Below are 16,963 nucleotides of genomic sequence, written 5' to 3' on the forward strand. Positions count from 1 at the left end.
TTCCGGGTCCCTTGATCTGGCGCATTGATGGAAGGGATCGCTGCTGACGGATGAGCCAGTGCTCATCATCATCGCCCCTCCCTCAATCGAGACAGTTGGAGGCGAAGACCATGTACTTCCCCTATCTCCATGGCAAACAGAAGGAGGTGCTGGCCTTGCGCCACCTGGCGCAGGTGCTGGGCGCGGAGGGCCAGGTGCAGCCGGTGATGGAGCCGGTGCGGGTGATGGCGACCTCGATGCGGCACACGCTGGAGGCCTGCGAGGCGCATCGCCTGCCGGTGTGGCTGGTGGTCAATCCGGTGCGGCAGGATTTCGACCTGCTGCTGCCCGCCGAGGCCTTCGACTGGGGCCGGCAGCTGTTCACCTCGTTGCCGACGCGCCAGTGGATCCATCCGACGCTGATGCTGGGCCCGGCGCTGACGCCCGACGTGGTGCGGCGCTTCGTGCAGCTGTTCGGGGCCCGGCCGATGGGGCTGGTCGTCGGCCCCGAGGCGCCGCCGCTGTCCGAGTTGATGACGATGCTCGGCGGGGCGCGGGTGCGGCAGGTGTTCTTCAAGGGCGTCGAGCCGACCGCCGCGGACCGCGCCGCGCTCGGGGACACCGCCTGCGTGCGGGTCGAGGACCGGCGCCTGCCGGACAGCCCCGACCTGCGCCAGGACCACCGCCACCCGTTCCTGGATCCGCTGCCCAATCCGCTGCCCGATCTGCGGCGGGAAGGCGGCGCGGACTTCTCGGACTACACCACGCTGCCCTCGCGCCCGGACACGCCCGAGGCGCCCTCGCGCCTGGCGGCGTTCCGGCTCAGCTATTTGCGCATCGCGCCAGCCGCGGCGCCAGCGCCGGCCGCGATCTGGCTCGAGTCCTTCCTGAGCGGCCGGCTCGCGCCCGACGAGGACAGCGCCGACCAGCGCTTCCGCCGCGCGCTCCGTGTGTTCCAGGCGGCGCTCGACCGCGACGACGCCTGTTTCGGTCCCACCGAGGCCGTGCGGCGCTACCTGGCCGGCCTCATCGATGGGGTCCAGCCGTCGCGAGCGCTCAGCAAGCAGTGGGAGCTGATGCACCACCTCGAGCTGGTCAGCGGCGTGCTCGCGGGACGCTTCCCCGGGACGAGTCCCGCCGGCGTGCCGACCAGCCTGCTGGCGCCCGCGGCGGCCCGGGCCTGAGGCGCGCCGCCGACGTGGCGCCGGGGCGAGGCCGTTCAGGCCTCGGCCGCGCTCAGCCGCACCGGGATGCCGCTGAGCACCGAGGTGCCCGAGACCGGGTCGCGGGCCTCCTCGTCCAGCAGCAGGTTCATGTTGACGCCCGGATGGCGGGCGGCGACGTTCAACTGGCTGCCGCTCAGGTCATGGCCCCAGCCGTGCGGCAGGCTGACCACGCCCGGCCGCATGTCGGGGCTCAGCGTGACCGGTGCGATCACGCTGCCGCGCGCGTTGCTCAGGCGCGCGGACTGTCCTTCCACCAGCCCCGCGCGCGCCGCATCGTCGGGATGGACCAGCAAGGTGCAGCGCTCGCGGCCCTTGGCCAGCACCGGCAGGTTGTGCATCCAGCTGTTGTTGCTGCGGGTCTCGCGCCGGCCGATCAGCAGCAGCTCGTCGCCGGTCGGGTGACGCAGCGCCGCGTCCGCATGCGCGAGGTCGGCCAGCAGCGCCGACGGCGCCAGGTCGATGCGGCCCGAGCTCGTGCGCAGGATCTCCGGGACGCGCGGCTGCAGTTCGCCGAGATCGATGCCGTGCGGCGCGGCCTTCACCTTGGCCAGCGTGAGGCCCTCCGGCTTCGCGCCGAAGCCGTCGCCGTAGGGGCCTGAACGCAGCCCCAGGTCGAGCCAGCGCGCCGGGCCGGCGCCGCCCTCGAGCATCCCGAAGACGGCCTCGGCCTGGTCGCCGGCGTGGCGCTTCAGCTCGGCGCGCAGCGCGGCATCGTCGACCGCCTGCAGGTCCGCGTCGGCCGGCAGGCCCGAGGCGATCGCCGCCAGCCGCAGCAGCGTCTGCCATTCGGCCCGAGGCGCGTCCGGGGCGTCGGCGTCGACGGGCAGCACCGGGCCCGACCAGCGCGCATGGTTGCGCCACGAGAGCTGCGCGAAGACCATGTCGTAATGCCAGTCCTCCAGCGGGGAGGGCGGCGGCAGGATCAGGTCGGCGTGGCGGCTGGTCTCGTTGATGTAGGGGTCCAGGCTGAGCATGAAGTCCAGGCCGTCGAGCGCGCGCGCGAGCCGCGCGCCGTTCGGCGAGGACAGCACCGGGTTGCAGGCCACGGTGATCAGCGCATGCACCTGGCCATCGCCGGGGGTCTCGATCTCCTCGGCGAGGCAGCTGATGGGGAATTCGCCCATCACCTCCGGCGCCTTGCCGACGCGGCTGTGCCGGCGGCCGGTGGCGACGCCCTTGCCCTGCCCCGGCCGGCCCAGCGTGTTGGCGGCGAAGGCGGCGGCCTTGGGGAACATCAGGCCGCCCTCGGTGTCGAAGTGGCCGGTGACGATGTTGAGCGCGTCGATGAGCCAGCTGTTCAGCGAGCCGAAGCGCTGCGTGCAGGTGCCGAAGCGGCCGTAGAGCACCGCCTTGGGCGTGGTCGCGAATTCGCGCGCGAGCCGCCGCTGGGTCTCGGCGGGGATGCCGCAGTGCGCGGCACCGCGCTCGGGCGGGAAGTCGGCGACGGCGGCCCGCAGCGCGTCCAGGCCCTCGACATGTTCGGCCAGGCGTCCGAGCCGTTCCAGGCCTTCCTCGAACACGGTGTGCAGCAGTCCCAGCAGCAGGTAGACGTCGCCACCGGGGCGGATCGCGAGGTGCTCGTCGGCGGCCTGGGCGGTCTCGGTGCGGCGCGGGTCGATGACGACGATGCGCCCGCCGCGCGCACGCATCGCCTTGGCCTTGCCGCGGTAGTCGGGGCTGGTCCACAGGCTGCCGTTGCTGACCATGGGGTTGGCGCCCAGGCAGATGAAGAGGTCGGTGCGCGGCAGGTCCGGCACCGGCACGCTGAGCCAATGGCCGTACATCAGCCCGCAGGCGAGCTGCTTGGGCATCTGGTCCAGCGTCGAGGCCGAGAACAGGTTGCGCGTGCCCAGCGCGCGCGCCAGGTGCGGGAAGTAGCTGAACAGGCCGATCTTGTGCGAGGCCGGATTGCCGATGGTCAGCGCGACCGCGTCGGCGCCGTATTGCTCGCGCAGCGGCGGCAGCCGGCGGGCGACCTCGGCGAAGGCCTCGTCCCAGCTGACGGGCTCGAAACCGGCGCGGTCGGCGCGGCGGCGCATCGGCTGGCGCAGGCGGTCGGGGTCCTCGTGCAGGTCCTTCAGCGCGACGCCCTTGGGACAGAGGTAGCCGTGGCTGAAGGGGTCGGCCTCGTTGCCGCGGATGGAGACGACCGAGCTGCCCTCGGGCGTGGTCCGGGTGCGGATCTCGAGGCCGCAGCAGGCCTCGCACAGCGGGCAGATGCGGGTGTGGGTGTGCTCGGTGGCTGTGGCGTCCAGGGCCATGGCGTGTCTCCCGTCGTTTGCCGGCGATTGTGGGAGGCGGCCGCAGGGGCGGTGGTCATGTAGGCGACAGGGGCGGGATGACGTGATGCGCACTGCCTCGACCGCTGGCCCTACATCTGCCGGAAGAGGTGGGTATAGCTTTCCGCGACGATCAGCGCGTCCTCGCTCTCCTTGAGCTTGACCTGCATGCGGCCGCGGAAGTCGCGCGAGACACCGGCCACCGCGGCGGCGTTGACCAGCGTCGAGCGGTGGATCTGCCAGAACTGCTGCGGATCGAGCTCGTCGACCAGCTCCTTGAGCGGCTTGCGGATCAGCGCCTCGCCCTGGCGCGTGGCGACGCGGGTGTACTTGTTGTCGGACTGGAAATACAGCACCTCGTCGACCGTGATCAGCTTCAGCGTCTGTCCGACCGACGCGTTGATCCAGCGCAGGAACTGCCGCTGCGGCAGCTTGCCGGCCTGGGCGCCGAGCTGGCTCAGCACCGCGCTCAGGTCCGCCGGCGGGCCCGCCATGCGCTGCTTGACGCGCTGGATCGCGGTGAACAGCCGCGCCGGCTCGAGCGGCTTGAGCAGGTAGTCGACCGCGCCCTCGTCGAAGGCGGACACCGCGTACTGGTCGTAGGCGGTGACGAAGACCACATGCGAGCGCCCCTGTACCTGCCGCGCGACGTCCAGCCCGGTGGCGCCGGGCATCTGGATGTCGAGGAAGAGCACGTCGGGCCGGCATTCCTGCAGCAGGCGCAGGGCCTGCACGCCGTCCGCGGCCTCGCCGACGATGACCAGTTCCGGCCACAGCTGCGCGAGCCGGTCCATCAGTTCATGGCGCAGCGTCTCCTCGTCCTCGGCGACGACGGCGGTCGGTGCGGCGGAATGAAGGCTCATGCGGGCAGCTCCAGCGTGAATTCGGTGTCGTCGGCATTGCTGCGGCATTGCAGCCGCGGTGGCGGCGCGCCGGGCGCGCGGTCCAGGCGCTCGAGGCGCTCGCCGAGCGCGCGCAGCGCGGTCTCCTCGCCGCACAGGCCGCCGCGGTCGAAGGACAGCCGCAGCCGCAGTCCGCCGCCGCTGGCTTCCTGGGCGCTCAGCCGCGCCTGGGTCGGCAGCCGCGCCGCGTCGCGCAGCATCAGCTGGGCCAGCGGCAGCAGCAGCATCGGCGGTACCGGCCGCGGGGCCAGCCAGGCGGACCACTCGGTCGACAGCGGCAGCGCGCCGCGTTGGCGGCCGGCCACCACGGCCAGGTAGCTGTCGAGCAGCGCCGCCTCGGACTCAAGCGTCACGCCGCGCTCGCGCAGCCGCGGCAGCGCCACGCGCAGATGGCGGATCAGGCGCTCCATCTGCTCCGGCGCCGCGATGTCGGCGCGCTCATAGGCGCGCTCGATGTCGACCAGCGTGTCGAACAGGAACTGCGGCTCCACCTGCGCCTGCAGCGCCGCCAGGCGCGCGGCCACGGCGTCGCGCTGCATCGCGCTCTGCTCGCGCAGCAGCGCCCCCAGGCGGGTGCGGGTGCGACGGCGGCGCATCGCCATCTCGTACCAGGCCACCGACAGGCTGGCAGTGACGCAGATCGACAGGCACTCGCCGATGAAATTGAGCCAGCGGATGGGCTGATGGGGCATCTCGCCCTTGCGCTCGCGCGCCAGGTCGGCGATCGATGGCCAGCCCAGCATCGGCATCAACTGGTCGTAGAGCAGCTTGGCGAGCACCGCGCCGATCAGCACAGCGATGCCCAGCCGGGCGACGCGCCAGGGGCTCTCCAGCGCGCTGCGCGACGCCGGCAGCCAGGTGAAGAGGATGACCAGCGCCACCAGCAGCGGCGTGAGCATCTGGTTGGCGAGCGCCGACGGCCAGCGCGCGTTGTCCATCACATAGAAGATCGACGACGCGTCCACCAGGCCGTAGAAGACGCCCATCAGCAGGAACCACGACAGCTCCTCGCGGCGCAGCGAGCGCCACGCGTGCCAGAGGTGGGCGGCGCGCTCGCGCAGGGCCTCCGTCATGGGAGCGCTCCGGCGGGCGTCGCCGGGGCCGCGGACGCGCCGCGCGCCGTCCCGGCCAGCGGCACGCGCACCCGCGCGATGACGCCGCGCGGCTCGGCCGCCTCCAGTTCCAGCCAGGCGTCGCGCCCGAACATCGCCATCAGCCGCGCCCGGGTGTTGGCCAGGCCCACGCCGCTGCCGCCGCTGGCGGCGAAGCCCTGGCCGGTGTCGCGCACCTCCAGCAGCAGGCCCAGGCCGGCGGGTTCGCGCCGCGCGCAGATGTCGATGCGGCCGCCCTCGGGCAGCGGCGACAGGCCGTGCTTGATCGCGTTCTCGACCAGCGTCGGCAGCACCATCGGCGGCAGCGAGGTCGCGAACAGCGCGGCGTCGGCCTCGATGTCGAAGCGCAGCCGCTCACCCATGCGCATCTGCAGGATGGTCAGGTAGCTGCGCGCCAGCTCCAGCTCCTGGCCCAGCGTCGACATGCCCTGGCGCATGCTGGGCAGGGCCGCCCGCAGGTAGGCGATCAGGCTGGCCATCATGTCGCGGCCGCGCTCGGGCGCGGTTTCGTACAGGCGCTTCACGTTGGCCAGCGTGTTGAACAGGAAGTGCGGCTCGATCTGCGCGTTCAGCGCGGAGAACTGGGCCTCGAGCTGCTGGGCCTGCAGGCGGTCGTGCTGGCGGGCCAGCTCGGCCAGCCGCGCCTGGGCGCTGCGCTCCTCTCGCACGCCATGCAGCAGCGCGGCGAAGAAACCGCCCAGCACCAGCCACAGCAGCGTGGTCGACAGCAGCCAGTCCCAGTGCAGCGGCGCGTCCGGAACCCCCAGGTTGGCGACCTGGAAGCGCAGCAGCGTGCCCACCGTCGCGCCGGCCGCGACCGCCACCGCCCGCAGCGCCAGCGGCCAGCGCACCCGGATCCGCGCCAGCAGCGCCTCCGCCAGCGCCAGCGCGGCCAGCACGCTGAGCGCGGTCAGCAGCGTCTGGCGGGTGAAGCGCAGCCACTCCATGAGCCAGTCGCCGACGCCATCGTCATGGGTGAGCCAGGTCAGCGAGCGCGCGCCCGCCATCGCCAGGCAGAAGTAGAAGGCCGCCGCGATCATGCGCAGGTTGAAGAGCTGCAGCGCGGCGTCGCGCGCCGAACGGCGGGGCTCGGGCGGCGCGCCGGCGGGGCCGGTCGGGGACGGGGACGCATCGGACATGGGCGGCATTCTGGCCGCGGCGTCCGGGGCCCGCCAGCGGCCGTGCGACGAAGCCGCCCTGGGCCGGACGAGTCCGGCCTGCGGGGGGCGAAGGCGGCATACTCGCCGCCCATGAAGATCCATATCGGTAACGGCGCGCGACTCTTCGTCGACGTCGAGGGGCCCGGCCTGGTGCCGGACGGGGCGCGGATGCGAGAGAAGCCGACGCTGATCTGCATGCATGGCGGCCCCGGTTTCGACCATGCGGCGTTCAAGCCGGCCTTCAGCCAGCTCGCGGACCTGGCGCAGATCGTCTACTACGACCACCGCGGCCACGGCCGCAGCGATCCGCGACCGTCGTCGGAATGGACGCTCGACACCTGGGCCGACGACATCGTGCGCCTGTGCGACGCGCTGGGCATCGAGCGGCCCATCGTGCTGGGCCAGTCCTTCGGCGGCTTCGTGGCGCAGCGCTACATCGCGCGGCATCCGGGGCACGCGTCCAAGGTGATCCTGTCCAGCACCTCCCACCACATGGGGCTGGAACGCAAGCTGGCCGCCTTCGAGCGGCGCGGCGGCCCCGAGGCCCGCGCGCTGGCGCATGCCTTCTGGAGCCGCCCGTCGCGCGAAACCTTCGAGGCCTACTGGGCCGGGGTGCGCCACCTCTACAACACGCACCCGGCCGCCGATCCGGAGGCCAGCGGCCGCACGCTGGTGAACCTGGACATCCTGCTGCACTTCGTCGGCGGCGAGAAACAGGACCTGGGCCTGCTGCAGGGCCTGGAGCAGGCCCGCTGCCCGGTGCTGGTGATGGTGGGCGAGGACGATCCCGTCTGCCCGCTGGAGGATGCGCTGGAGATCCACGAGGCGCTGCCGCCGCAGTGGCGCCAACTGGCGCGCTTCCCCGGCGTGGGCCACGGCGCATGGCGCGACGACCCGACCGCGGCCTTCGCCGTGCTGAGGAAATTCATCGCCGAATGAACGGCGGTGTTGCTCCCTCTCCCGCTTGCGGGAGAGGGCAGGGGTGAGGGCCAGCGCCCGACGAAGTCCCGCTGGTCCCGTCGCCCCTCAGGGCGCCACCAGCGCCTTGAAGTCGCGCTCGGCCAGCGCCGCGTCACCCAGGTTGAGCTCGATGACGCGGCGCAGGTGGGTGATGCTCTCCAGGTCGATGCCCAGGCAGAGCAGCCCGGCGCGGTCGCCGTTCACATGGGCGAGCTGCGCCGCCATCGTGATGCGCCCTTCGTGCGGCGCGAGCGGCAGGTCCAGCAGGCACAGCTCCCCGGGCTCGACGCCCGATGACGCCGGCAACAGCAGCAGCGCGCCCTTGAGCGACAGGTCCAGCACCTGCACCGGCAGGCGCTGCTCGACCGTCACCAGCTGCGCCGGCCCGGCGAACGCGATGCGGGAGAAATGACGGCGTTCGGCGGAGCTCATGGTGTCGCTCGGTGGGGGTGGCGCGAGCTCAGAGCTCGGCGTAGATGGTGCTCTTCTCGATGGCCTGGTGCAGGCGCGAGGGCGCCAGCGGCTCCAGGCCCATCGTCTCCAGCAGGTACCACGAGGCGCGCAGCAGCGCGGAGGTGGCCTGGCGGAGCTCGGTCGATTCGGGCGATTCCTGGCGGGCCAGCATCGCCTGCAGCTGCCGCGACTGGTTGTGCCCGGCGACTTCCGGCACCTGCGGCGGCACATGCTGCTGCGTCAGGCGGGCCAGCAGCTGCTGGACCTCGTGGCCGTGCTCGGGCGACTGGATCAGGCGGGCCAGGTCGCCGAGCAGGCGTTCCCCGGCGGCTGCCAGCAACTGCGCGGAATGGTCCGCGCCGCCGGCGACGTAAAGCGCCGAAGCCATGTCCAGGTACTCCAGCGCGCGCGCCAGACGGGGCAGATCACTGCTCACTGCATGTCCTCCTTGATGCACTCTTGTCATGACTGCTGTTTGCATGCATCGCCGCTCCTTGTTGTGGATTCGGTCCCTCTCGACGGCGTGAGGCCGAGTGTATCGGGGTGCTGCCGCAGCGCGCACGCCGTTTGTCACGCCCGGGGGTAGCATCCATCGGTTCGTAGAGCGGGCACTGTGTTTGCCCGCCGGACCAGGAACGCGCCGGGCGACGCGATTGCCCGACGCCATCCAGACTTACCCGGAGATCCGCATGAATCGCCATGACCGCCAAGACTTTTCGACCGAAGGTCCGATGGAGCTGAACGAGGCGCCGAGCGCGCCGGCGCGACGCGACGCGCTGGGCCGCCTGGGGCGTTATGCCGCCGCGGGGCTGGTGTTGCCGCCGGGCCTGGCGGTGTTCCCCGCGCTGGCGGCCGAAGGCGAGGACGACACCTACGACCAGGATTCGGTGGTGCATGCCGCGACCGAGTTCTTCGGCGAGACCACCGAGGGCCTGGCCAAGGTGATCGAGAAAGCCTTCAAGGAGCAGGGCCGGCCGAACGCCTACATCAAGGGCCAGGAAGCCGGCGGCGCGATCACCGTGGGCCTGCGCTATGGCGAAGGCCAGCTGCTGATGAAGCGCGGCGGCGGCGGGATGGTGTACTGGGCCGGACCGTCGGTGGGCTTCGACCTCGGCGCGAACGCGTCCAAGGTCTTCACGCTGGTCTACAAGCTGCCCAAGCCGAGCGCGATCTACCGCCGCTTCCCCGGGGTGGACGGCAGCCTGTACTACATCGGCGGCGCGGGCATCAACTACCAGCGCGCCGATGGCATCACGCTGGCGCCGATCCGGCTGGGCGTGGGCCTGCGTGCCGGGGCCAGCGTCGGCTACATCCACTACCGGCGCGAGAAGACGATCAATCCGTTCTGATCGACCGGCGCCGCTCAGCCGGTGCGCAGCGGCGCGCCTTCGCGCTGACTGCGGGTGAGGGCCTGCTCGGCGCGGGCGAGCAGGCCGCTGCCGGTGTCGCCCGGCCCGCGCCAGGCGGTCAGGCCCATGCTGAGCGGACCGGCCGTCGGCTGCTGCTGCATCCAGACCGCGCGGAAGCGCTCGCAGACCTTGCGCCCGGTGGGCAGGTCGACGTCGTGCAGCAGCATCAGCATCGCCTCGCCCTGGCCGAGCGCGAGCACGTCCTGCGCGCGGCACTGCTGGCGCAGCATGTGCGGCAGGGCGCCCGCCGGCGCGCGTGCGGCGGCCAGTGCCACCAGGCACCAGGCCATGTCGGGGGAGCGCTGCTCCTGGCGCTCGACCAGCCGCGCCAGCAGCTGATCGCGCGATGCCAGCGGCGAGGAGACGCCGGCCTGCACGGCCAGCGCATGGAAGCGTTTGTAGTGGGCCAGGGCGATGTTGAAGTCGCCATGGGCCTCGGCCAGCGCGCTGAAGGTCTCCTGCATGGGCGCATGGTCGTCGCCATGGACCTTGCGCAATTCATCCAGGCGGGAACGGGCCGCGTCGAGCTGGCCGTCGAGGATGAGACGGTGGGCGTCGGCGCAGCCTTGTTCCAGATCGCCCAGGGTGCCGGGACTGGACCGCAAGACCTTCTCGGGAGTCATATCACCAAAGAATAACGTCCGATATCCGACCATCCCATGGGGGCTAACCAGCGGAGAAGGGGCTGAAGACGCATCAAACCGTGTCTGCGCCGCAAGTACGCGCTTACCGGAGGACACGCGGTTGACGGTTCCGTGACGTGGCGGCGAGGCCGGGATGACGGATTCGTGGCCTGGGGGAGACGGGCCGGCCGGGGCGGGACTAGGATGGCCCGCGTCGTTCGATGGAGACCCGCATGAGCCAGCAGCCCGCCCCCCAGCACCTGTCGCCGCCGGTTCCGGCCGCCTCGCCCCTGCAGGCCACGGTCGACACCCTGCCGCCGCAGGACATCAGCGCGGAGGTGCTGCTCGAGAAGTACGCCAAGGACGGCGAGCGCAGTCTGGACGAGGTCCGGGCGCGGGTGGCCCGGGCGCTGGCCGCGGCGGAGTCGCCGGAGCAGCGCGCGCACTGGGAGGCGAAGTTCCTCGAGGCGCAGCGGCGCGGCTTCGTGCCGGCGGGGCGGATTGCCTCGGCGGCGGGCACGGCCTTGTCGGCCACCTTGATCAACTGCTTCGTCCAGCCGGTGGGCGACGCGATCGCCGAGGAAGAGGACGGCCACCCCGGCATCTACACCGCGCTGACCGAAGCGGCGGAGACGATGCGGCGCGGCGGTGGGGTGGGTTACGACTTCTCGCGGATCCGGCCGCAGGGCGCGTACGTGAAGTCGACGCAGTCGAGCGCATCCGGCCCGATCAGCTACATGCGGGTGTTCGACCGCAGCTGCGAGACGGTGGAGTCGGCCGGCTCGCGGCGCGGTGCGCAGATGGGCGTGCTGCGCTGCGACCACCCGGACATCGAGGCCTTCATCCATGCGAAGGACCAAGGGGACCTGAAGAACTTCAACATCTCGGTGGGTGTGACCGACGCGTTCATGGAGGCGGTCGAGGCCGATGCCGACATCGAGCTGGTGCACAAGGCCGCGCCCGGCGCCAAGCTGCGCGCCGCCGGCGCGACGCAGCGCGCCGACGGGCTGTGGGTCTACCGCCGGATGCGGGCCCGCAAGCTGTGGGACCAGGTCATGCGCTCCACCTACGACCACGCCGAGCCGGGCGTGCTCTTCCTGGACCGGATCAATGCGGACAACAACCTGCATTACTGCGAGTCGATCAGCGCGACGAATCCGTGCGCCGAGCAACCCCTCCCTTCCTACGGCTGCTGCTGCCTGGGATCGATCAACCTGACGACCTTCGTCAGACAGGCCTTCACCTCGCAGGCCAGATTCGACGAGGCCGAGTTCACCGACATCTGCAAGACCGCCACGCGCATGCTCGACAACGTGCTCGACGTGACGCCCTGGCCCCTGCCGCAGCAGGCCCGCGAGGCCGCCAACAAGCGCCGCGTTGGGCTGGGCTTCACCGGGCTCGGCGATGCGCTGGTGATGCTGGGCCTGCGTTATGACAGCGACGCGGCTCGCGCGATGGCGCGGCGCATCAGCGAGGTCATGCGCGATGCCGCCTATGAGGCCTCCGCTGACCTCGCGCTCGAGCGCGGTGCGTTCCCGCTGTTCAACGCGGATCTCTATCTCTCGGGGGGAAACTTCGCTTCGCGGCTGCCGCCATGGCTGAAGGACAAGATCCGCGCGCAGGGGCTGCGCAACTCACACCTGCTGTCGATTGCGCCGACCGGCACCATCTCGCTGGCCTTCGCCGACAACGCGAGCAACGGCATCGAGCCCGCGTTCTCCTGGAGCTACACCCGCAAGAAGCGGATGCCGGACAACAGCTTCAAGGAATACGCCGTCGAGGACCACGCCTGGCGGCTCTACCGCCATCTCTTCGGCCCCGACGCGCCGCTGACCGAGGCCTTCGTCACTGCGCTGGAGCTGCAGGCCGCCGATCACGAGGCCATGGTCGCGGCCGTCGCGCCGTGCATCGACACCTCGATCTCCAAGACCGTCAACGTGCCGGCGGACTATCCCTACGCCGACTTCCAGGACCTCTACCGCTGGGCGTGGCAGAGCGGCCTGAAGGGGCTCGCGACCTACCGGCCCAACAGCGTGCTCGGCGCGGTGCTGAGCGTCGAGCCGATCGCCAAGCCCGAGCCGCTGAAGGCCGATACCGGCCCGAATCAGCGCCTGCGCGTCGAGCGGCTGCCCAAGCCGGTGCTGGCTTCGCTGCGCTGGCCGAGCCGGCCCGAGATGCCCGGCGGCAATCCCGCCTGGTCGACGATGATCCGCCACCCGCATGGCGACTTCGCGCTGTTCGTCGGCGAGTTGCCGGCGGAGGGCCCCGACGCCGGCCTGTTCGGCCGCACGCTGCCCTTCGAGGTCTGGGTCAATGGCGCGGAGCAGCCGCGCGGGCTCGGTGCGATGGCCAAGACCTTGTCGATGGACCTGCGCGCCAACGACGCCGCGTGGCTGCGGCTGAAGCTCGACGCGCTGGCCACCGTCGCCGAGGAGCGCGCCTTCGAGATGCCGATGCCGCCGCTGGGCGAGCCGCGGCTGTTCCCGGGCGTGGTCGCGGCGACGGCCGCGGTGATCCGCTGGCGCTGCGAGCAGCTCGGCGCGCTCCAGGAAGGCGGCCCGACGCCGGTGCTCGACGCGATGTTCTCGCGCGAGGAACCGCGCACCGGCACGGCGGGGACGCTGGCGTGGGCGGTCGACGTCGACAACCCCGCGACCGGCGAGCTGTTCACGCTGACGCTGAAGGAGGTCAGCCTGCCCACGCCCGACGGCGGCAGCGTCACGCGGCCGTGCGCGATGGGCTTCTCGGGGAACTATCCGAAGGCGCTGGATGGATTGGCGCGGCTGCTGTCGCTGGACATGCGCGTGCTCGATCCGGGCTGGATCGGCATGAAGCTGCGCAAGCTGCTGAATGTCGGCGAGCCGCTGGGCCACTTCATGGCGCCGGTGCCGACGCTGTCGGGCGAGCGCAGACAGCAGGTGTGGCCGTCGACGGTGGCCTACGTCGCGCGGCTGGTGATCCACCGCTACGCGATGCTGGGCGTGCTCGACGAGAACGGCTATCCGCTCGTGGACATGGGGCTGATGCAGCAGGCGCCGCTGAAGGCGGGCAAGGCGGGCGCGGTGGCGCGTTCAGCGTCGGAGGCGGGCGGCATCGTCGCGATGGCCGGCAAGAAGTGTCCCGAGTGCGGGAACTCGACGCTCATTCATCGTGATGGGTGCGAGTTCTGCACCGCCTGCGGGTTTGTGGGGCAGTGCGGGTAACAGGCTTGACACACACCGACGCACAAGCCCCGTCTTGGTGAACCCTGGACGACAGACGCTGCCTTTCGGCGTGGCACAGGTCTTGCGCCCGATCCCTGGTCGCCTCACGCGCGACCTTCTTCGTCATTGACCTGGATCTTCCCGATGTCCTTCTTCTTCCTTCCGTCCCCTTCGGCGCTTCGAGCGCCCCGGCAGCGCCGGTTCCTGCACGTACTCGCCATGTGCGCGCCCTTGTGTCTGCTCAGCGCCTGCGGCGGTGGCCGCGACGCCGCCGCCCCGCCCCCGGGCGATCTGGTGGCCGTGGCGGCGTTCGCGCCGGCCGCGAGCGCCGCTGGTGTCGTCGTCGCCGATGCGCCGCTGCCGCGGCCGACGACCGCGGCCTGCACGGTCAAGCTGTATGACGGCATGAGCTTCCAGGGCTTCGACGCCCACTCCTTCGCCTATGCCGGCGCGGGCGCCTGCCCCGGTCCCTGGGCCAAGGTGGTGCTGGAAGCGGACTTCGCCGTCAACGCCGGCCGCCAGTTCGACCGTACCGCCCTGATCTCCATCGGCGGCATCAACCTCTACGCCGGCACCACGCAGGAGCCCTCGGCCAACGTGGCGCCGAGCTGGCATGTCGAGCGTGACGTCACCGACTACGCCAAGGCCCTGACCGCCTCGGCCGATGGTTTCGTGCGTCTGGACAACGTTGTCGACACGACCTACACCGGCTTGCTGACGGGCTCGGCGCGACTGGTCTTCTATCCGGCGGGCAGCTCGGCCGATGCGGCCAGCAATCGGGCCGCGGACCTCGTGATCCCGCTGGCGGGCGACCTGAAGACGGGCGACCCGGCCAATCTCAAGTCCGCGGCGGATGCGCTGCAGCGCACGATGTCGCTGCCCACGAACATGGTGCGCCTCTACCTGGACGTTCAGGCGGAGAGCCAGGGGGGCGACGAGTTCTGGTACACCTGCGTGCCCGACGACCAGGCGCAGGTCCTGCAGAGTTGCGGCGGCGGCAGCTTCCGCGAGGTGCTGGTCCGCATCGACGGGCAGCCGGCCGGCCTGGCGCCGGTGGTGCCGCGGGTCTATACCGGCGGCGTCGATCCGGGCCTGTGGCGGCCGACGCCAGGCGCGGAGACGCTGTCCTTCGTCCCCTCGCGCGTGGACCTCACCCCCTTCGCCGGTGCGCTGAGCGATGGCACGCCGCACACCGTGGCCATCTCCGTGCAGGGCGCGCAGGATCACTTCGCGGTCGTCGGCAGTCTGCTGGTCTACCAGGACGCCGCCGCGAGCCAGACCGGCGGGGCCCTGAGCAGCAACACGCTGGCGAGCGCGGCGCTGACGCCCCCCGTCACGAGCAACGGCATCACCACGGCCGCCGACAGCAGTGTCGGCGGCACGCTGGGGGTGACGGCGGCTCACAGCTATGCGGTCACGGGCTACGTCAACACCTCCAGCGGTCGCGTCACCACGACCGTGCAGCACGACCTCACGTTCAGCAACCAGCAGAAATTCAATATCGCAGGCGCCATCTACCGCCAAGCGCTGACGCAGAGGACCACCAGCACGGCCACCGTCACGACGGAGGGCAGCGGCCGCCGGACCGTCGACCGGATCGCGTTGAGCTACCCGCTGGACATGGACTACACCTATGACGGCGACAAGAACCGGCAGGACGCCACGGCCGCGCAGGACTTCCGCACCGACGTGTCCCGCACGGTGAACGGGGGCGATGCCTTCCACAGCGCGTTCAGGAACACGCTGGCCGTCAAATCGGCGCTCCTCTTCAGCAGCACCGGCGGTCCCGCGCAGCGTGGGGGCGAGGAGGGCAGCCAGACCGTCACCTACGAAGACAGCCTGGGCAGTTGCTACCAGCGCAGCGTGGTGACGGCGGCCAATGTGCTCGCCTCCTTCCAGGACGGCGCGGGCTGCACGGGCGGCAACCGCCTGAACTGGCTGGCCCAGCCGGATGGCGCGCCGGCGCAGGCGCTGCTGGGCCGCATCTCGGAGCCTTGAGGCACAAATGCCCGCTCCCGGCCGACGCTGGGGGCGGGCGGCGAAGGCGCCTCTGGCCGGTGTCGCGTCGCGCCGGCCGGCGCTCTCAGGAGCGCAGGTCCTTGCCGTGGAACGCGCGCTCGAACTCCATGAACGCCGACGGCGAGTCATCCCTGACTTCCAGCCGCGAATCCGTGTAGAACTCGGAGCGTCGGTCGGACACCGGTCCACCGAAGGGATCGTCGGACCGGCGCAGCACCGCCACCGCCATCTGCGACCGCAGGCCCGCGAGCACGGGATCGGACCAGTTGCTGACGAGGGCTTCGAACTGCTTCAGCGCCTTCGCGATCACTTCCACCGGCAGATCGTTCAGCGCTTCCTGGCCACGGGCCGCCAGCGCGCGCTCGACGTAGCCGAGATGACGCATCACCCGCCGTGTCTGGCGATGCGTGTCGAGCAGTTTCTTGAGCGCCATGCCGGTGGACTTCTGCGCCTCGAGGGCGCTGCTGTCCGGCGGCGAGGGTTCGGGCGGAGGGGCCGCCACGCGGATGCCGATACGCCGGCCCTTGCGCTCCAGGCGCACGTCGGTCGAAAGGAGCCGGGCCATGCGGCGGAAGGGCGCCGCGAGCAAGGCGACGCCTCTGAGGGAGGCCAGGCGGGACGTGGACATAGGCGGCGGAGGATCCCAGACCCCCCACCGCGAGTCAGCACCAATTCCTAACGGCCGCTCGCGATGCCGTCGGCAACGCGAACTAGCTCACCAAAAGGACCGTGGCGCTCAGGCCGGGCCGGGCTTCTCGCCGTCGGGGGTCTCCGATGCAGGCGCGGGCGGCGAGCCAGCGGCCTTGCGCTGGGCCTTCTCTTCCTTCTTCTTTTTCTTGGCGAGTTCGCGTTGACGTTTCTCGTACTGGTAGTTCGGGGTAGCGATGGTGGCCTCCGTGAGGTTGGGGGTGATCGAGGAGCCTGAGGACGACTCGGCGAGGGCGCGAACGCGGACGATCTCCTGACGGTGGATGTTGGCCCCGGTGGTCGTGAGACGCAAATTGCCACCATGCCATTCCAGCCAGTCCAGATCCACCAGCCGGTCGATCAGCTGTTCGGGGATCTCGCTGGCCTGGCGTCTTTGCAGGGCATCGACACTTTGGCGCAACGACACCCGGAGCTCGTCGAGGGTTTGGGGGACAGGCATGGAACACCTCCGCGCGTGTCGCGCCGCGACATGCGGCGCGAACAGAGTCGCCAAGCAATCAAGGCGAGGGCTTGCACGGCGTCCGTCGGAGGAAAACCAGGCGAAGACTTCGGGATGACAGGCTCACGGTCTATCGGGCGATCGTAGCGCAGCGGCACGGACGCTCGTTTCGCGCCTGCCAACCCCCTCACGATCCCCGTGTCAGGACCACTTCCGCCCCGCCCCCGCTCCGCCCTGAACGACACCCAGGACGAGGGTCTTGATAGGAAGCCGGGATTCCCGATCCCCCCGAGGCGTGACACCGATCACGACGCTCCTCCCCCCGTTCGCGGGGCCGGTTTCCACCCCTTCCGTACTGCGTCACGCTCGTCCGAAGTGGTGGTATCGGCAGAAGTGATTTCAAAAATATCATTTCATCCAACCCATGCCGCCAGACTGATCGGCCGCCCACCGCAGCCGCCCGCGCCTTCTTCGCGCCGTTTGTCTCAAGA

At 71.0% G+C, this 16,963-nt stretch carries 14 protein-coding genes; 5 read left to right on the forward strand and 9 right to left on the reverse strand.

Translation table 11 applies throughout. The features are described 5' to 3' along the window. The first annotated feature begins 110 nt into the window (after positions 1-110). Positions 111-1,163, forward strand: a complete 1,053-nt coding sequence (locus BM393_RS01120; RefSeq protein WP_175538141.1) for a sce7725 family protein — start codon at positions 111-113, stop codon at positions 1,161-1,163. Between the two features lie 35 nt (positions 1,164-1,198). Here the strand turns inward: BM393_RS01120 and BM393_RS01125 are convergent, their stop codons facing one another. From BM393_RS01125 to BM393_RS01140, 4 genes are all read right to left on the reverse strand, one after another. Continuing rightward, positions 1,199-3,466: a molybdopterin-dependent oxidoreductase gene (locus BM393_RS01125; protein ID WP_091720420.1), complete on the reverse strand. Its 2,268-nt coding sequence runs from the start codon at positions 3,464-3,466 to the stop codon at positions 1,199-1,201. Positions 3,467-3,576: 110 nt separating this feature from the next. Next, positions 3,577-4,347, reverse strand: coding sequence for a LytTR family DNA-binding domain-containing protein (locus BM393_RS01130; RefSeq protein ID WP_091720425.1), 771 nt, complete (start codon positions 4,345-4,347; stop codon positions 3,577-3,579). Next, a complete protein-coding gene (locus BM393_RS01135; protein ID WP_091720430.1) occupies positions 4,344-5,459 on the reverse strand; it encodes a histidine kinase in 1,116 nt (371 codons plus the stop codon). The genes BM393_RS01130 and BM393_RS01135 overlap by 4 nt, the downstream gene beginning before the upstream one ends. After that, positions 5,456-6,637, reverse strand: coding sequence for a sensor histidine kinase (locus BM393_RS01140; protein WP_091720435.1), 1,182 nt, complete (start codon positions 6,635-6,637; stop codon positions 5,456-5,458). Before BM393_RS01140 ends, BM393_RS01135 begins: the two co-directional genes overlap by 4 nt. Before the next feature lie 111 nt (positions 6,638-6,748). Between BM393_RS01140 and BM393_RS01145 the strand changes: the two genes are divergently transcribed. After that, positions 6,749-7,597 carry an alpha/beta fold hydrolase gene (locus BM393_RS01145; RefSeq protein ID WP_091720440.1) on the forward strand — a complete coding sequence of 283 codons (849 nt, stop codon included), beginning with the start codon at positions 6,749-6,751 and terminating at the stop codon, positions 7,595-7,597. Positions 7,598-7,684: 87 nt separating this feature from the next. Here BM393_RS01145 and BM393_RS01150 read toward each other — a convergent pair whose 3' ends face one another. Then, the gene (locus BM393_RS01150; RefSeq protein WP_091720443.1) at positions 7,685-8,050 is read right to left on the reverse strand and encodes a PilZ domain-containing protein; all 366 of its coding nucleotides are present in this window, start codon (positions 8,048-8,050) and stop codon (positions 7,685-7,687) included. Positions 8,051-8,078: 28 nt separating this feature from the next. Continuing rightward, positions 8,079-8,507: a hypothetical protein gene (locus tag BM393_RS01155; RefSeq protein ID WP_091720446.1), complete on the reverse strand. Its 429-nt coding sequence runs from the start codon at positions 8,505-8,507 to the stop codon at positions 8,079-8,081. 253 nt (positions 8,508-8,760) lie between these two features. On the opposite strand from BM393_RS01155, the gene BM393_RS01160 reads away from it, so the two are divergent. Then, the gene (locus BM393_RS01160; protein ID WP_254783163.1) at positions 8,761-9,420 is read left to right on the forward strand and encodes a DUF1134 domain-containing protein; all 660 of its coding nucleotides are present in this window, start codon (positions 8,761-8,763) and stop codon (positions 9,418-9,420) included. 14 nt (positions 9,421-9,434) lie between these two features. On the opposite strand, the gene BM393_RS01165 is transcribed toward BM393_RS01160, so the two are convergent. Further along, entirely contained in the window at positions 9,435-10,085 is a 651-nt protein-coding gene (locus BM393_RS01165; protein ID WP_141225187.1) for a hypothetical protein, read from the reverse strand. A 251-nt stretch (positions 10,086-10,336) separates the two neighbouring features. On the opposite strand from BM393_RS01165, the gene BM393_RS01170 reads away from it, so the two are divergent. Then, on the forward strand, positions 10,337-13,306 hold the full coding sequence (locus BM393_RS01170) for an adenosylcobalamin-dependent ribonucleoside-diphosphate reductase (RefSeq protein WP_091720455.1): 2,970 nt from the start codon (positions 10,337-10,339) through the stop codon (positions 13,304-13,306). A gap of 219 nt (positions 13,307-13,525) precedes the next feature. Then, positions 13,526-15,304 carry a peptide-N4-asparagine amidase gene (locus BM393_RS01175; protein ID WP_175538142.1) on the forward strand — a complete coding sequence of 593 codons (1,779 nt, stop codon included), beginning with the start codon at positions 13,526-13,528 and terminating at the stop codon, positions 15,302-15,304. 85 nt (positions 15,305-15,389) lie between these two features. Here the strand turns inward: BM393_RS01175 and BM393_RS01180 are convergent, their stop codons facing one another. Both BM393_RS01180 and BM393_RS25550 read right to left on the reverse strand, forming a co-directional pair. Further along, positions 15,390-15,914, reverse strand: a complete 525-nt coding sequence (locus tag BM393_RS01180) for a hypothetical protein (RefSeq protein WP_091720463.1) — start codon at positions 15,912-15,914, stop codon at positions 15,390-15,392. A 147-nt stretch (positions 15,915-16,061) separates the two neighbouring features. Continuing rightward, positions 16,062-16,472 (reverse strand): hypothetical protein, encoded by a 411-nt coding sequence (locus BM393_RS25550; RefSeq protein WP_175538127.1) that lies wholly within the window; start codon positions 16,470-16,472, stop codon positions 16,062-16,064. Positions 16,473-16,963: the final 491 nt, after the last annotated feature.

This window comes from Mitsuaria sp. PDC51 (genome assembly GCF_900113225.1).
Lineage (GTDB): Bacteria > Pseudomonadota > Gammaproteobacteria > Burkholderiales > Burkholderiaceae_C > Roseateles.